This is a genomic window from Rhodoferax sp. RT5P35 (genome assembly GCF_056521385.1).
This window is the reverse complement of record NZ_JBWMAX010000017.1, coordinates 60,199-74,435: the sequence shown is the minus strand read 5'-3', so window position 1 is coordinate 74,435 and position 14,237 is coordinate 60,199. Positions and strand designations below refer to the sequence as shown.

The 14,237-nt window shown below is 58.4% G+C and carries 18 protein-coding genes; 2 read left to right on the top strand and 16 right to left on the bottom strand.

The annotated features are described in order from the left end of the window. Positions 1-83: 83 nt before the first annotated feature. From AC097L_RS21320 to AC097L_RS21300, 5 genes are all read right to left on the bottom strand, one after another. Complete coding sequence (locus tag AC097L_RS21320; RefSeq protein WP_479588723.1) at positions 84-554, bottom strand: tellurite resistance TerB family protein; 471 nt, start codon at positions 552-554, stop codon at positions 84-86. Between the two features lie 122 nt (positions 555-676). Further along, a complete protein-coding gene (locus tag AC097L_RS21315; RefSeq protein ID WP_479588722.1) occupies positions 677-1,684 on the bottom strand; it encodes a sensor domain-containing diguanylate cyclase in 1,008 nt (335 codons plus the stop codon). A 7-nt stretch (positions 1,685-1,691) separates the two neighbouring features. Further along, a complete protein-coding gene (locus AC097L_RS21310) occupies positions 1,692-2,873 on the bottom strand; it encodes an S-methyl thiohydantoin desulfurase domain-containing protein (protein WP_479588721.1) in 1,182 nt (393 codons plus the stop codon). Positions 2,874-3,209: 336 nt separating this feature from the next. Further along, positions 3,210-3,437, bottom strand: a complete 228-nt coding sequence (locus AC097L_RS21305) for a hypothetical protein (RefSeq protein WP_479588720.1) — start codon at positions 3,435-3,437, stop codon at positions 3,210-3,212. Between the two features lie 126 nt (positions 3,438-3,563). Further along, the gene (locus AC097L_RS21300) at positions 3,564-3,812 is read right to left on the bottom strand and encodes a hypothetical protein (protein ID WP_479588719.1); all 249 of its coding nucleotides are present in this window, start codon (positions 3,810-3,812) and stop codon (positions 3,564-3,566) included. A 187-nt stretch (positions 3,813-3,999) separates the two neighbouring features. Between AC097L_RS21300 and AC097L_RS21295 the strand changes: the two genes are divergently transcribed. Next, positions 4,000-4,461, top strand: coding sequence for an EVE domain-containing protein (locus AC097L_RS21295; protein ID WP_479588718.1), 462 nt, complete (start codon positions 4,000-4,002; stop codon positions 4,459-4,461). 51 nt (positions 4,462-4,512) lie between these two features. Here the strand turns inward: AC097L_RS21295 and AC097L_RS21290 are convergent, their stop codons facing one another. The 4 genes from AC097L_RS21290 to AC097L_RS21275 form a co-directional block, all read right to left on the bottom strand. Then, entirely contained in the window at positions 4,513-5,577 is a 1,065-nt protein-coding gene (locus AC097L_RS21290; RefSeq protein ID WP_479588717.1) for an alkene reductase, read from the bottom strand. Between the two features lie 106 nt (positions 5,578-5,683). After that, the gene (gene trxC / locus AC097L_RS21285) at positions 5,684-6,124 is read right to left on the bottom strand and encodes a thioredoxin TrxC (protein ID WP_479588716.1); all 441 of its coding nucleotides are present in this window, start codon (positions 6,122-6,124) and stop codon (positions 5,684-5,686) included. Between the two features lie 45 nt (positions 6,125-6,169). After that, positions 6,170-6,883 (bottom strand): nucleotidyl transferase AbiEii/AbiGii toxin family protein, encoded by a 714-nt coding sequence (locus AC097L_RS21280; protein WP_479588715.1) that lies wholly within the window; start codon positions 6,881-6,883, stop codon positions 6,170-6,172. Beyond that, a complete protein-coding gene (locus tag AC097L_RS21275; RefSeq protein WP_479588714.1) occupies positions 6,873-7,391 on the bottom strand; it encodes a helix-turn-helix domain-containing protein in 519 nt (172 codons plus the stop codon). The genes AC097L_RS21280 and AC097L_RS21275 overlap by 11 nt, the downstream gene beginning before the upstream one ends. A gap of 144 nt (positions 7,392-7,535) precedes the next feature. Between AC097L_RS21275 and AC097L_RS21270 the strand changes: the two genes are divergently transcribed. Next, positions 7,536-8,447: a M14 family metallopeptidase gene (locus tag AC097L_RS21270; protein ID WP_479588713.1), complete on the top strand. Its 912-nt coding sequence runs from the start codon at positions 7,536-7,538 to the stop codon at positions 8,445-8,447. Between the two features lie 78 nt (positions 8,448-8,525). On the opposite strand, the gene udk is transcribed toward AC097L_RS21270, so the two are convergent. The 7 genes from udk to AC097L_RS21235 form a co-directional block, all read right to left on the bottom strand. Next, entirely contained in the window at positions 8,526-9,167 is a 642-nt protein-coding gene (udk, locus tag AC097L_RS21265; RefSeq protein WP_479588712.1) for a uridine kinase, read from the bottom strand. Between the two features lie 69 nt (positions 9,168-9,236). Then, positions 9,237-9,533 (bottom strand): hypothetical protein, encoded by a 297-nt coding sequence (locus tag AC097L_RS21260; protein ID WP_479588711.1) that lies wholly within the window; start codon positions 9,531-9,533, stop codon positions 9,237-9,239. A gap of 111 nt (positions 9,534-9,644) precedes the next feature. Beyond that, the gene (locus AC097L_RS21255) at positions 9,645-9,992 is read right to left on the bottom strand and encodes a HepT-like ribonuclease domain-containing protein (RefSeq protein ID WP_479588710.1); all 348 of its coding nucleotides are present in this window, start codon (positions 9,990-9,992) and stop codon (positions 9,645-9,647) included. Next, positions 9,989-10,279 (bottom strand): nucleotidyltransferase family protein, encoded by a 291-nt coding sequence (locus AC097L_RS21250; RefSeq protein ID WP_479588751.1) that lies wholly within the window; start codon positions 10,277-10,279, stop codon positions 9,989-9,991. The genes AC097L_RS21255 and AC097L_RS21250 overlap by 4 nt, the downstream gene beginning before the upstream one ends. A gap of 290 nt (positions 10,280-10,569) precedes the next feature. Beyond that, positions 10,570-11,277, bottom strand: a complete 708-nt coding sequence (locus AC097L_RS21245) for a phospholipase D family protein (RefSeq protein WP_479588709.1) — start codon at positions 11,275-11,277, stop codon at positions 10,570-10,572. 110 nt (positions 11,278-11,387) lie between these two features. Continuing rightward, positions 11,388-12,308, bottom strand: a complete 921-nt coding sequence (locus AC097L_RS21240; RefSeq protein ID WP_479588708.1) for a restriction endonuclease — start codon at positions 12,306-12,308, stop codon at positions 11,388-11,390. A 132-nt stretch (positions 12,309-12,440) separates the two neighbouring features. After that, entirely contained in the window at positions 12,441-14,207 is a 1,767-nt protein-coding gene (locus AC097L_RS21235) for a DUF262 domain-containing protein (RefSeq protein WP_479588707.1), read from the bottom strand. Between the last annotated feature and the right edge of the window lie 30 nt (positions 14,208-14,237).

Sequence of the window (14,237 nt, the reverse complement as noted above, 5' to 3'; positions counted from 1 at the left end):
TCAGGAGTGGGTTCGGCAACGCAACGCAACAATCACGCCAGTCGCCACTCTTGCCCATGGTAGCGCCAAGGCGCAGGGTCGCTTTACAGCAGCAGGCCCGCAGCCTCTTTGGCGCGCATCTTGGCGCCGATGTATTCACCGTGGGTAACGTACAGCAGCCCGGCCACCTGGTTGATAACGCTGTTCTCCACCGCACCCAGTGCGCCATCGGCATAGGCCACCTGCCACATGTCTTCCACGATCTGGATCTTTTGCGCCTGGGTGTAGTGGGCGTTGAGGCTGGCGGTGAAGCGGTGGTAGTCGTAGGCCTGGGCGGCCGATTGTTCTGCTTGCTGCATCAGCTGCGTCAGGGCCGCGCCGTCCAGCTCCAGTCGCTGCTGTAGGGTGAGCACCACGGCCTGGCGCTCTACGGCGGTTTTGGTCGGGTCGGCGCGCATCACTTCGACCAGCAGCACCGCGGTGGCCAGGTTCAGGGCGTGTTGGCGCTCGTTGGGGGAGGGCTCGGTGGCCTGGGCGACCAGGTTGTCAAAGATATCTTTCAGGGCGCGCAGCATAGGGGGTGTGGGTAAGAAGGAAAGGGACGGACACCGTGCCGCAGGATTGGTTCCCTGCGCACCACAGCGTGGCGGCAGCCTGTGGCCCAAGAATGGCCCGTTAGTGGCCCACTAGTGGCCCGCTACCCCGGCTGCGGCGCTGCAGGGTCGGCACTGCCAAAGGTATGCACCCGGTTTCTACCCGTGTGTTTGGCCTTGTACAGCGCCTTGTCGGCGTTATTGAGCAGTTGTTCGAACGTCTGTCCGTCGGTGCCCAACGGTGCCACACCAATGCTGACGGTAAACGACACCCGCTCGCCAACGTCATTCACCACCATTTCCTGCTGCGCCACGGCTTCGCGCAAGGCCTCGGCCAGCAATTGGGCCTGGGCCATATTGGTTTCCGGCAGCATCACGACAAACTCCTCGCCGCCCAGGCGGGCTACCGTGTCCACGCCGTTGCGTGTGCGCAAGCGGCAGATATCTGCCACTGCACAGATGACCCGGTCGCCGACCAAGTGGCCCCAGCTGTCGTTCACGCTTTTAAAGGAGTCGATGTCTACCATCAGCACCGACAGCGGGTGTTGGAAGCGCTCTGCGCGTTTGCATTCCTTGGCACCCAGCTCCATCAGCGTGCGGCGATTGGCCAGGCTGGTGAGCGGGTCGTTGGCGGCCAGCAGCTCGAGCGCACTGTTCATGCTTTGCAGCAAGGCGTTCTGCTCGGCCAATTGGAGGTTGATCTGGGCAATCTCGTCTTCACGGCGCTTGCGGTCATCGATGTTGAAGGTCACGCCAATCAAACGTTGGCCGGGTGTCGCGCTATCCCGGTCCATGATCCGGCCGTAGTTGGCATACCAAATCCAGGTGCCGGATTTGGAGCGCAGCCGAAACTCACAGCGGTATTGCTGCGACTCCCCGGAGATGTGTTTTTCCACCGCCGTCTTCACAGTGTCCAGATCATCTGGATGGAAGAAGGTGTAGAGAAGCGCCAGGTGGTTGCGCAGTTCTTCGTCGGTGTAGCCCAGCTCGGCAAATGTCTTCGATGCTTCACGGGTGACTTCGCCGGTCAGCAGATTGTTTTCCCAAAGATCCATGCCTGCCGCTTCAAGCGCAAGCTCTAGGCGTTCCTTGTTGAAATCTTTCTCGTCCATGCGGGGCTTAGTTGGCGGGCATAGCACCTGCGTAACCGATATTGCGCAGAAGCCCTGCAAACGAGGACACCACGCCCGGCGCGGCATACAGCATGGGCGCGGTGCTGACTTGGATGATGCTGACGCTTTTGCCCGTACTTTTACCGGTGGCGGCGTCAAAGTACAGCGCCAGATCGTCGTTGGCATTGGAAAAGCCCTGCCCCGTGCTTTCCGAGTAGTAGCAAATGGAGTCCGGCGCAACGATGGCGGGTGCACTGCCCTGGCTCCAGTACATGATCAGGTTCTCGTTCAGGTTGTAGAGAGTGTAGGTTTGCGTGCTGCTGGTGGGGTCTTGGGCATTATCAAGGCGGATCACGCCTGCGTCTAGCGAGGCTGCCGTAGTGGCCTGGGTGACCGCAGTGATGTAGAAGTTGGTCACGCTGACCGTGGCAGTTCGCCCGGTGGTCTGCGCAATGCAAGCGGCCACCTCGGCGGTGGATGGTGGCGTGGTCGATTGCCGAAGAAACTGCCCCAGCGTCCAGGCCTGCCACAAGGTATTAGGGATGTAGCTGCCATTCAGCGCAAAGCTATTGCTGGGGTTGGATGGCCACAGCGCGATGCCTGAAAAACCGCCAAATCCTCCCACCACGCCGCCCGCCAGCGTTTCAATCTTGGCGGTGTTGCTGGCATAGAGCACGGCCGATTCCACCTCGCTCGGGTTGGCGGCATCGGTGGCCAGCGCGCAAGGGCTGACGGGCAGCAAGGCAGTGCCGCTGAAAGTGGTTTGCGTCAGTTCCGGCACAGCGCGTCCGGCGCCATCACCATCCACCACCCACAGGCTGCCCGGCGCCATGCTTGCGGCAATCAGGGGCACCAGCGAATTGATGGGTCCGATTTCTACTGGAATCACGCAACCAGCCGTGTAGCCGGTGGCCGTCTGCAGCAGTGCCAAGGTGTTGGTGATGGAGTTCTGGATGTCTGCCAGCGTCAAGACGGAGGCCGCGTCGGGGGAGCCCATTATGGCGAGCACGCAGGCATTGGTGCGGCCGTCGTAGGGTTGAACGGTGACGCTGCCGCTCCAGCCACTGTCGGCCAACTGCTGCAAAACGGCCTGCGCATCGCAGTAACTGCCACCGCCACCGCTGGCCAGCACCGCAGCACCTGCCGCTATAGATTGAAAATCAGAAATCCCATAGCTGTAAGAAGGCATTTTTTCTCTCACATAGAGTGGCAAATACACAGCTTTTACAGCTGGTTCCGGGAATGTAACAGCAAGTAATCTGGGGGGTGTGGTTTTATTTGGGCGGCGCACGCGCGCCCACAGCAGGGCTAAGCACAGACTGTTCCATCTGCCGGTAAGAATCCGGTTCAGGGGTGTGCTCTACAAGGTAAATAGGCCTCTAACGTATACGCAATATATGTTAGTTGCTATGAAAAACATAGTCTGTGCAAACACCCGTGCAGCGGGTGTATGCCAGCCAGCGGCTTAGCTGTCGTTGGAAGATGCCAGGATGACCAGATATGGGGCTTCCAGTCTTGGGCTGCTTTACTTCACCAGCGTGATCTTCTTGTCGCGCAAATGTTCTTTGTACTGCGTGAGTGGGATGGCGGCTACGCAGGCGGCACCGTTGTCGGCTGTCCAGCTGAGCGTGGCGCTCTCTGAAGCCACTTCGATCTCGACCGGTCCTTTGGGGATCACGACCGGCGCACCGTCACCGGGGGTGAATGTGACGTGGTCGGTGATGGTGGCTTGAACGGTCTTGGTGGCTTGCATGGCAGTCTCCTGTGATGGGGCCGCAAAAGATTACGGTAAGACCCCATTACAAGCCAAGGCCAGGCTGCGGCGTGTCGGATAAACACCCGCAGGCGCGTTCCACACTGCCGCGTTCTTGGAACGGTTTTAGTGGGTGACGAACTGGTAGGTCACGTCTTCGGCATCAATCATGTCCAGCACGTCGTTGAGCACATCGTCGTCGCCGGTGCTGGTCCAGGTGTCTTCGGGGTCGGTGGCAAACATGGGTTCGATGGCCATGTCCATGAACTGGCCGTTCGGCAGCTTTAGCACCTGCCCGCCTTCAGAGGTGGGGGCCAGTTCCCAGTCGTCGGGTACGGACATTTCGAGCTGGATGGTGATATTGAGTTTTTTCATGGCTTGGGACTCTGTGGAGTAGGAAATGCAGGAGGGTAACCGAAGCCCATGCGCCATTGATTAAATTTAAGAAAAATAGGCCTCTAGCGCAGACAGTAACTGCGTGAGTAGCTATGAAAAAAGGAGCGGTTGGCAGTGCGTACGCCAGGGCGGTAAGCTAGCCCCTCCATCTTCACGCAAGCCTGCCATGCCCCACTACTGGTTGATGAAATCCGAACCCGGCGAATGCTCCATCGACGATGCCCTGGCCGCACCAGACCGCACCGTACCCTGGACTGGCGTGCGCAACTACCAGGCCCGCAACTTCATGCGCGACCAGATGCGGCCGGGCGATGGTGTGCTGTTCTACCACTCTAGCTGCGCCGAGCCGGGAATTGCCGGCCTGGCCCGCGTGGCCTCGGGCATCCGGCCCGACCCCACGCAGTTCGACCCGGCTTCACCGTACTTTGATGCCGCCAGCCAAGCCGACGCACCGCGCTGGCTGCTGCTGGACGTGCAGGCTCTGCGCAAGACGCGGCTGCTGGCCCTGCCCGCGTTGCGCGCCCACCCGGCCCTGGCCGGGCTGCAAGTGCTGCGCCGGGGCAACCGCCTGTCGATCACGCCGGTGGACCCAGCGCATTGGCAGGTGATTGAAGGGCTGCTGGCTTAACGTGAAGCAACTTTCATGGCTTGGGGTGCTCTGCACCCAAGTCCATGAAAGTTAGGCCTGCAACGTCGGGTAGTCCGTGTAGCCCTTGGCACCTTGGGTGTAGAAGGTGCTTTGGTCGGGCGTGTTCAGCGGGGCCTTGCGCTGGACGCGCTCGGGCAGGTCGGGGTTGGCCAGGAAGGACGTGCCAAAGGCCACGGCATCGAGCTGGCCCGCGGAGATGGCTGCGTCGGCCTCTTCGGCGGTGTAGCCCATGTTGCCGACCAGCACGCCCTTGTACTTGGCGCGGGCGATGGTCAACACATCGCCCTTTTGCACGCCAAAGAAGTCGGCGCGCATCACGTGCAGGTAGGCCAACTTGTAGGCGTTGAGCTTGTCGGCCAAAAAGCCGATAAAGGCCAGCGGATCGCTGTCTTGCATGCTGTTGAAGCTGTTCAGCGGCGACAGGCGCAGGCCCACCTTGTCTGCGCCAATGGCGGCGGTCACGGCGGTCAGCACTTCGAACAGGAAGCGGGCGCGGTTTTCCAGCGAGCCGCCGTAGCCGTCGGTGCGCTGGTTGGGCGTGTCGCGCAGGAACTGGTCGATCAGGTAGCCATTGGCACCGTGCACTTCCACGCCGTCAAAACCGGCGGCAATGGCGTTCTTCGCGCCCTGGGCAAATGCTGCCACGATGGCCGGAATTTCGTCGGCGGTCAGCGCGTGCGGCACCGCGTGGGGCACTTTGCCGCCGGGGGTGTGGATTTCGCCCTCGATCGCCGTGGCGCTGCTGGACACCGTGGATACGCCGCCGTTGATGTCCGGGTGCGCAGCGCGGCCCGCGTGCCAGATCTGCATGAAGATGCGGCCACCCTTGGCGTGCACGGCGGTGGTCACCTGCTTCCAGGCGGCAATTTGCGCTTCGTTGTAGATGCCGGGCTCGTTGATGAAAGCCGAGGTGCCGGGGGCCACCATGGTGCATTCGGTGATCAGCAGGCCGCCGGTGGCGCGCTGGCTGTAGTACTCGGTCATCAGGTCATTGGGCAGGTGGCCCGCGTCGGCGCGGGTGCGGGTCAGCGGGGCCAGCAGGATGCGGTTGGGTAGGCTGAGAGAGCCGACTTGCAGGGGGGTAAATAACGTCATGGTTTTATAGGCTTGGTAAGGGAAAGGAGGCGAACGGTAACAGTGGGTGGATAAGACCATCCGGCCCGGGTTATTGCGAAATGGAGTAGGGATTCGAACGTGGCAGTTAGCGCGGCGCGTGCTGCTGCACCCAGCGCACGATGTCGGCCGCCCCCATGGCACCGGCTTGGCGGGCTACCTCGCGGCCTCCCACAAACAGCGCCAGCGTGGGGATGCTGCGGATCTGGTAGCGGGTGCCCAAGGCCTGGTGTGCCTCGGTGTCCACCTTGGCCACGCGGATACGCGGCTCCAGCTGGCCCGCGGCCTGTACATAAGCGGGTGCCATCTGCCGACACGGCCCGCACCACGGTGCCCAAAAGTCCACCAGCAGCGGAATCTGGTTGCGCAGCAAATGCTTGTCAAACGCTGCCCCATCCAGATCGGCGGGCTGGCCGGTGAACAAGGGCTTTTTGCAGCTGCCACAGTCGGGTGCGCTGCCCAGCTGGTCGGTGTGCACGCGGTTGGTGGTGTGGCAATGGGGACAGACGATGTGCAGGGATTCAGTCATTGCACCTAGGTCGTGGCGGGGGAGCTGGATTGCAAGGGTGGCCTTTTACGGCTTGGGCACGATGCGCCGCAAAGCCTTTATTTTTTGCCATACCAGCGCCTTGGGTAGCTGCATGGCCATGGCCTGCATGCAGCGCTCCAGCCAGCCGGTGCGGGTTTGAAATCGGTCTATGGCTTTGCCCAAATCGCGTGCAATGGATGCGCCGTAGGCCAGCTCGCCTTTGACCAACGCGGCCCGCAGTGTGGGCAAAGGCAGGTCCATCATGGCCAGGTCGATCACATCGCGGCTGAATACGCCGTCATCGGCCTGGCGGTCTGAGTTGGCCAGTAGTTTGGACGTGGCCAGGTCCAGGCGCGTCAGGGTGCCGATGCCGCAGACCGCGTCGTCCGCGCCGGGCGGCTCCAGCGCAATGCGGGCCTCGCGCACGATCTCGAACTTGATGGCATGCCCGTCCATCTGCACCTGCGTGCGAATACCGTACTGGTCGGCCCGGATCTCGCGTAAGCCCACCAGCGGCATCGCCTGCGTGTGCGTGATGGCCGCCAGGCCGCTGGGGCCGGTGAGCAATTGCCGCAGCTCCCGGTAGCCTGCGGCATCGGACACCAGAAAGTCGATGTCTACCGATTCGCGGTATTCACCATAGCGCAAGGCAATGCAGGTGCCGCCGCCAAACAGGCATCCATGCTGGCGCAGCACGGCCCCGTCCAGGGCGCTGAGCACGTGCGCAATGCGCTGGTGGTGCGGGCGTTCAAACTGCACCGTTGCCCCCACTTGCATCCACGCCAGGGCTGCGTGACAAGGCCAGCCGCAGGGCCTGCAGCAAAGCCTGCTCTTCGGCTGACATGGTGGGCAGGTCCAAATGGCGGGCGTTGCGTTCGTAAATGTCCAGCGCCTCAAAGGGCGTGAGCGTGTCGGTGCCGTGCACCTGCCACGCCAATGCGCGCAACTGCGGGTAGTCGGCCAGCAGCACCCGCGCCGGAATCCAGCCTGCTCTGTCAGGCAGTTGCGCCGCGCTTGTATGCTCGTCTGCTGCACTGCGCGCCTGCAGCACCATGCCCAGCGCCGCCAGCGCGTTGCACCACGCCCCCATGGTGACCGAAGGCTCGCCTTTTTCGATGCGGTGCAGGGTGACGCGCGACACCCCTGCGGCCTCGGCCGTGACCGTGGCGTTTAAGTGCAAGGCTTTGCGCTGGCTGCGAATTTGCGCGCCCAAAGCCTGCAACTGGGCGGCACAGGGCAAGTTGGAAAGTAGGGTGGCGGGCGGCATAGTGTTTCTCATTGTTTGCAAAAATAGTTTTTTGTCAAGTATGAGAAACACAATAGATCTGCCTGGCGGCTTTGGGAAGACCACAGCCCATGGCGGATTCGCCAGCGTAAAGTAGTCGGGTTTGCAACTTTTAAGCCGCACCCCATGAGCCAACTCCCTTTCTACCCCATCGGCACCCCCGGCCAAGCCTGGGGCGACACAGAGCGTGCCCAGTGGCGCGCGCGCCAGGTGCGCCAGCGCAGCTATGCAGACGACGTACTGTCGTGCATCGAGCGGCTGCGTGAGCGCTTTGACGTAGAGCATTACGGCGAGGTGGCCTATGCGGAAGAGCGCTTCCCCCTGTTCGCCATCCGCAGCCGGGGCTGGAACAGCGCCCTGCCCAGCGTGCTGGTGACCGGCGGTGTACACGGTTACGAGACCAGCGGCGTGCTGGGCGCGCTGCGCTTTGTGGAGGCGCACGCCGAAGGCTATGCGAGCCGGGTGAATCTGCTGGTGGTGCCCTGCGTCAGCCCCTGGGCTTACGAGCGCATCCAGCGCTGGAACTTCGATGCCCTGGACCCGAACCGCTCGTTCCGCCCCGACAGCCCCGCGCAGGAATCTGCGGCCTTGCTACGCCTCATCGAACCGATGCGCGGCCAGTTCACTGCCCACATCGACCTGCACGAAACCACCGACACCGACGAGTCCGAATACCGCCCCGCCGTGGCCGCCCGCGACGGCCAGCCCTTCGAGCCCGCCACCATCCCCGATGGCTTCTACCTGGTGGACGACACCGCCAACCCCCAGCCCGCGTTCCAGCAGGCCATCATCCTGGCCGTAGAGCGCGTGACCCACATCGCCCCCGCCGACGCGCACGGCGGCATCATCGGCTCGCCGCTGGTGGCGCACGGGGTGATCCACTACGCGATGCAGGCGCTGGGCCTGTGCGCGGGCATCTCGGGCGCGCGTTACACCACGACGACCGAGGTGTATCCAGACAGCGCGCGCGCCACGCCCGAGCAGTGCATCGCGGCGCAGGTGGCGGCGGTGTGTGCAGGCGTGGAGTTTGTGGGCTAAATGGGCTGATGGTGCAGGTGGAATATGCGCCGGAAGCTACGAAAAAAATAGCGAACTGCCTTCGACGCCGTCAACACGTCAGCCCCGCTCCAGATCGCGGACCAAGCTCACCACCTTGGTGGTGATGATGTCGATGGCAGGCCCGTTGGCACCGTGCGGCAGGATCACATCGGCGCGGCGCTTGGTGGGCTCGATGAACTGCTTGTGCATGGGGCGCACGGTTTCCAGGTACTGCTGGATCACGCTCTCGGCACTGCGCCCGCGCTCGGCCATGTCGCGCTGCAGGCGGCGGATGAAGCGCACGTCGGCGGCGGTATCCACAAAAATCTTCAGCGACATCATCTTGCGCAAATCGGCATCAAACAACGCAAACAGGCCTTCGATCACGATCACCGGCGCGGGCTGCACGGTGATGGTTTGGCTGGCGCGGTTGTCCTGCGTGAAGTCGTAGCTGGGCATCTCGATCGCCTCACCGCGGCGCAGCGCCTGCACATGCTGGACCATCAAGGGCCAGTCAAACGCGTCGGGGTGGTCGTAGTTGGTTTTGCGCCGATCTTCGGGCGACAGATGCGTCTGGTCGCAGTAGTAATCGTCCTGGATCAGCACCGCCGTCATCTCCGGCCCGATCGACGCCAGCACCTGGCGCGTCACCGTGGATTTACCGCTGCCACTGCCGCCTGCCACGCCGATCACGAAGGGTTTGTGAGGGGCTTTGTTCATGGGGTCTCCGTATCCAGCAGGCAAAGGTTGCGAGTTTACAAGCCAGGCGCGGAGTCCAAGCATCAACCCTCAGGCCTGCCACACCCCAAACCCCGCCGAGCGCAGATCGATGCCGATCTCGATCTCCTTGTCCACCGCGTCTTGGTAGTGCAGGGGGTTGAACGCCTCGTACAGATCCGGCAGCAGGCGCAAACCGTACTGCAGCACGTACCGATTCGCCTGGATGCCCGCCTTGTGCTTGTCAAACCGCACATCCGGGTCCAGCCCCGTCATGCCCACATACACGCAAGGCTTGCCTTCCACATAGCCTGGATTGCCCTTGCGAAAGCGTGCTTCCAAAAGCACGTCTTTGGAGAGCTCGACCACGTAGACGTGGTGGTGTTTGCGGGGGGCATGGGGAGTGGGCGAACGGATAAGGGATTAGCGCCCGTGGAATGGGCGCAAGCGGCTACGCAAAGAGTAGCAAATTGCTAGCCGTCAGGCCGGTGGCAATGCGTTGAGTTGCGTTTTCAACGCAGGCAATGCCGTCTGGACGGTGTCCCACACCACTTCCAGGTTAATGTCGAAGTACCCATGGGCAATGCGGTTGCGCATGCCCCGCATGCTGCGCCATGGGATTTCCGGGTATTGCGCGGCAAAAGCGGGGTGCTGGTCCATCACCTTGGTGGCCGCTTCGCCCAGGACGATCAGGCTCATGACCACCGCTTGTTGGGTGCGCTTGTCTTGCATGAAGTCCGCTAGGGCCATGCCGTCGATGAACGATTGCGCATCGGCAATCGCTTGCCGCATGTGGTCTAGGTAGTCTGGCAGCCTGTTGACGGTCATATGGGCTTGGCCTCAAGCACCACGGTGTCACGGAATTTGAGCGGAAGATCTTTGGCGGTCAGCACATCGACCGATACGCCCAGCAACTCTTGCAACTCGTCTTGCAGGCCACCCAGATCAAACAGCGTGGTGCCGGGCAGAGTGTCTACCAACAGGTCCAAATCGCTGCCCTCGATGTCATCCCCACGCAGGGTCGAACCAAACACCCTGGGGTTGGCCACGTGGTAACGCGCTGCAGCACGGCAGACGGCATCCCGGTGTTGGCTGAGGGCTTGTGAGGGGCGCATGGTTTGCAGTTTAACGGCGCTGGATGTCAATGCACCAAACATGCTGCTAACGCTTACGGAATAAGCACTAGCAGCTATTAAAAATGCAGTTGGTCAGTCTGAATGCGGCACGCTGCGAGGCACTTTGGGTTTGAGGCTGGGTACTTTGACACCAAAAGCATCCGCCAAGCGCTGGGCCTGTTGCGCTGATTGCCGCAAGGCTTTTTGCAGTGCTTTGGGGGAGGGGGTCAAGCGGCTTGGCGAGGCTTTGGGAGTTTGGGCCATGTCGCGCTCAGTTACTTGGCAAGGGCTTAAACCCGATGAAAGTCTTGCGGCCACAGAAAGTAGGGGCCGAAGCGGGACTTGGCAACAAACTCCACGCCTGCGTGCTCGCCTTGGGTCGTTAGCGCATGCTTGTCACCGTTGAGTACCAAATGGCCTTGCGCCGTAGCGCGCTCCAGCAATTGGGCTGTTTTCATACCTAACTTTTGCGCCATCTTGGAGGTCGTCAGCTTGTCGGTTGCGGCATCTGCGTCTGTGCTGTGGATTACGGCAGCTTCGGGTTCGCTGGTCACGCGCTCCAGCGAAATCCGCACTTCATCGCTGATCCGGACGATGCGTTGCGCTTCTTCGTAAGCATCTTTGTAGAGTTGGCCGTCTTCTACACGCTGGATCAAGATGCCCATCTCGTTGTTGTTCACCTGGCTGAACTCGTACAGGTTCAGACTGGTAACGATGCACATCTCTTCGTTCATGTAGCACTTGGCGTGCAGGTTTTTGCAGAAGCTGGTGCGGATGTAAGTGAGGCCGCGCAGCCATTCAATTTCTTGCGGCTGCAATTCGCTTTTGCCGTAGACGATGCGCACGTCGATCTTCAGCCGGTTCTTGTCGGCCAGCAGTTCCTTCATGCGGTCGTTGAGCTTGAGGAAGGGACTGATCAGGATCAAGCGGTCGGACGCGCTCTTGATCATTTCTTCCAGAAAGTAGTTGGTTGCGCTGGTGTTCAGAAACTTGGCCATGGGAATTGCTGCTCTCTGGGTGAAGAACGCTTTGAAATGTATGTGGAAAAAATGCTTCTACTGCAGGATACACGAGCACAAATAGCTATGAAAATAGTAGCGCAGTGTTCCTACCGTACCGCCAGCATCTTGAACACTGAATTGCATCGCGGATAGCTAACGCAGCCCCAGAACGCCACGCCGTCTTTCTTGCGCGTGCGCTCCAGCATCTTCACGCCGCAGCTGGCGCAGGTGGGTTTCCAGTATTCGCCCTCGTGGGCTACGGCCAGCAGGGCCTGCTGCTGCTCGGGCGTGCGCTTGGCGATCATGGCCAGCAGGGCGGGGCCGTCCATGGCGGCGATGCCATTGGCGGTGGCGAACTGCTGGGCATCTGCGGTGTAGGTAGACGTGGTGGCGTAAATGCCGCGCTGCAGCTTGTTTGATGCCATCACGCCGAAGAACTCGCGGATTTCCTTCACGCCCACGGGCTTGCCTTGCCAGTGCTTACACTGCACCACGGCAACCGGCTTTTCCGTATCAGCCGTGTGCAGCCAGATATCTACGCCGCCGTCTGCCCCGTGCGACTGCGCGCGGGTGGTGTAACCGGCTTGGGCAAACAGGGCTTCGCACACGGCTTCGAACCTGCGCCACTCAATGGCGGCGAATACGGCTGGGCTCCAGGCGCTGGCGGGTGCGGGGCTGGATGTGGGCGGTGCGGGTTCTGCGGTGGGTGCCAGCGTAGGCTCTATCAGCTTGAGCGGTTCGCGTGATTTGGCGGGTGATGGCGTGTGCGCCACACCCTCCGTCGAATCATCTGTTTTAACTGCCATCCGTTTGACGATGGCGTATGCGCCGAGTAGCAGCACACCTATGCCCAATGCCAGCCAGGCGGGCGTGCGCAGAGCACTGGCAACGGTTTTCAGGATCGGGAAACTGGCAAACAACGGCGGGACGAGCAGCATGGCCGCACCGAAGATGATGGCTTGCAGGCCCTTTTGCTTCAGGATTTGGATGCCCTGTTTTTGTCGCCGGTTGCTGGGTTGTTTGGCCATAGGGTTCCGGGTTGATTTTTAAAAGGAGCCTCATGGCTAGCCAAAGGTTGTGACCTGAACTGGGGGGTGTTCCCTTTTTAACAATGAAGGAAATTAAAAAAGTGTCAATGCAAGACTTGACCCCGTGCCAAGTTAAGACGTGGCAACGATCTTCACACGTAAGACTTTTGGCTTCGGCTTCTGCTTCGGCTTGGACAATCCAAATCGTTCGTCGACAACGGCCCAGAATTTATCGGCAAGCTCAGTTGTACGACGCCCAATTTCGACAGCGGTCCAGTTTGAGGCATTTAGCAACGTATCGTCGCACGGTAATTGACTGCCTCTATATCGTTTTAGTTTGATACTTGCAGAAGAGTTGCCGAGCTCATTATTGAATGCTGTTTTCAAAAACCAAAGATTTCCAATCGAGGCGACTTCAGTATCCGTCAATGATTTTGAACTCTGTGGTTCGATGTGTTCAATCGACATTTCTGCCGGATTAATAGCAACCGCTGGAAACATGAGTGCAAAGAGTTTGGTCGTGACATATTGAACGTCCCGCTTTTGTGTACTAAATTTGTCGGAATATTTTAATGCTTCAAATTTGGCTTTGAAAACTGATTTTTCAGGTAACTTGGAGGCTAATTTATCAGCAAATTCTGAGATAACTTTTTGTCTTCTTATTGGTTCAGATACACCTGAAAGAGCCTTGGCATGAGAAGCATACATTTGGGCTACTCCTCCAGATGAGCGAGCGTTCATCAAGCTGGTGTTTACAAAAGTGAATAATTCAATAATCTGAAATATTCTAAGAAGTTCTGCTTTCGAAAGTGTTTTTGAATCATATTTTCGAAGTGCAGTCATCATTAATGGAAGTGGATGCCTCACCCGAAATTTTATTATGGATTCTACGGATGACTTTATTTCTAGTTCGTCAGTTCTCCATTTTCTAAGATTGACTTCATGCAAGTCACAATAGACTTCCGAAAAGGCAACTAACTCATCTAATAATTTTTTTGCGGCTATTTTTGTCTTTATTGCGGTCCTGACAGCTTTAAATATGTCTCTCTTTTGCGTAACTGTATTTGTCGCAAGCCAGTAGTGATAAAGAAAACCATCCAAATCGATCCCCTCGATAGAAATCGCTTTAATGTTGTCGGATAGTACTGACCAGCGTACTTTTACATCATCACTGTTAGAGTTTTTTTCCCTTAAAAGACGTGCTAAATGATTTTTTATTAAATCGGCGGTTGCAAGATCTTTTCCGCGAGTATTTAATGTTTCAAATACTTGATAGGCATCATCTTCGCTATCCAATTCGACATGGATTAATTTTAGTGATAGTAATGTATCTCTTAGTTCATCCAATCTCTTTTTTATACGTGACTTTTTGGCAGAAGTGGATACCCCTTGAGTTGACTCAATTGTTGATATTTCTATCGAAATTTTTGTATTAAAAAATTGAAAAGCACCTTCAAGCAGAGATTCTTCCTCACTCAACTTAATAAGTTTTGTTTGGGATTCGGATTTTTGTATTACTGTTTGTAGATAAGGATAGGATGTTTCTGATCGCAAAACATAAGTTGGTTCATTGTTTTTATTATTGCGTTCTATGAAGTTCTGAGCGCCGGATGCTCGATCTTCAAACGCATTTGTTCGATAAAAATTTCTGATCGCCGCTAGAATTAGCGTGATAGTTGTTAGGCGTTGCTGCCCATCAACAATTGCTTTATATTGACCTTTTGTAAAAGTAACAACGGAGCCAATAAAATAATCAGTGTTGTGTGACTGGAAGACATCATTCCAGAATTCTTCCCAATTATCACGATCCCATGAATATGGTCGTTGAAATCTTGGTATTTCAAAATAATGACTTTGAAATATGAATTCGACGCTCCGGTCTTGACACTGAATTTTCATCTAATTTCCCAGTACCTTTTTATCGTCTAT

What these genes read in the sequence shown, in the direction of transcription:
- AC097L_RS21320 (WP_479588723.1), bottom strand. Translation starts at nt 554, where the DNA reads ATGCTGCGCGCCCTGAAAGATATCTTTGACAACCTGGTCGCCCAGGCC.
- AC097L_RS21315 (WP_479588722.1), bottom strand. Translation starts at nt 1,684, where the DNA reads ATGGACGAGAAAGATTTCAACAAGGAACGCCTAGAGCTTGCGCTTGAA.
- AC097L_RS21310 (WP_479588721.1), bottom strand. Translation starts at nt 2,873, where the DNA reads ATGCCTTCTTACAGCTATGGGATTTCTGATTTTCAATCTATAGCGGCA.
- AC097L_RS21305 (WP_479588720.1), bottom strand. Translation starts at nt 3,437, where the DNA reads ATGCAAGCCACCAAGACCGTTCAAGCCACCATCACCGACCACGTCACA.
- AC097L_RS21300 (WP_479588719.1), bottom strand. Translation starts at nt 3,812, where the DNA reads ATGAAAAAACTCAATATCACCATCCAGCTCGAAATGTCCGTACCCGAC.
- AC097L_RS21295 (WP_479588718.1), top strand. Translation starts at nt 4,000, where the DNA reads ATGCCCCACTACTGGTTGATGAAATCCGAACCCGGCGAATGCTCCATC.
- AC097L_RS21290 (WP_479588717.1), bottom strand. Translation starts at nt 5,577, where the DNA reads ATGACGTTATTTACCCCCCTGCAAGTCGGCTCTCTCAGCCTACCCAAC.
- trxC (WP_479588716.1), bottom strand. Translation starts at nt 6,124, where the DNA reads ATGACTGAATCCCTGCACATCGTCTGTCCCCATTGCCACACCACCAAC.
- AC097L_RS21275 (WP_479588714.1), bottom strand. Translation starts at nt 7,391, where the DNA reads ATGCCGCCCGCCACCCTACTTTCCAACTTGCCCTGTGCCGCCCAGTTG.
- AC097L_RS21270 (WP_479588713.1), top strand. Translation starts at nt 7,536, where the DNA reads ATGAGCCAACTCCCTTTCTACCCCATCGGCACCCCCGGCCAAGCCTGG.
- udk (WP_479588712.1), bottom strand. Translation starts at nt 9,167, where the DNA reads ATGAACAAAGCCCCTCACAAACCCTTCGTGATCGGCGTGGCAGGCGGC.
- AC097L_RS21255 (WP_479588710.1), bottom strand. Translation starts at nt 9,992, where the DNA reads ATGACCGTCAACAGGCTGCCAGACTACCTAGACCACATGCGGCAAGCG.
- AC097L_RS21250 (WP_479588751.1), bottom strand. Translation starts at nt 10,279, where the DNA reads ATGCGCCCCTCACAAGCCCTCAGCCAACACCGGGATGCCGTCTGCCGT.
- AC097L_RS21245 (WP_479588709.1), bottom strand. Translation starts at nt 11,277, where the DNA reads ATGGCCAAGTTTCTGAACACCAGCGCAACCAACTACTTTCTGGAAGAA.
- AC097L_RS21240 (WP_479588708.1), bottom strand. Translation starts at nt 12,308, where the DNA reads ATGGCCAAACAACCCAGCAACCGGCGACAAAAACAGGGCATCCAAATC.
- AC097L_RS21235 (WP_479588707.1), bottom strand. Translation starts at nt 14,207, where the DNA reads ATGAAAATTCAGTGTCAAGACCGGAGCGTCGAATTCATATTTCAAAGT.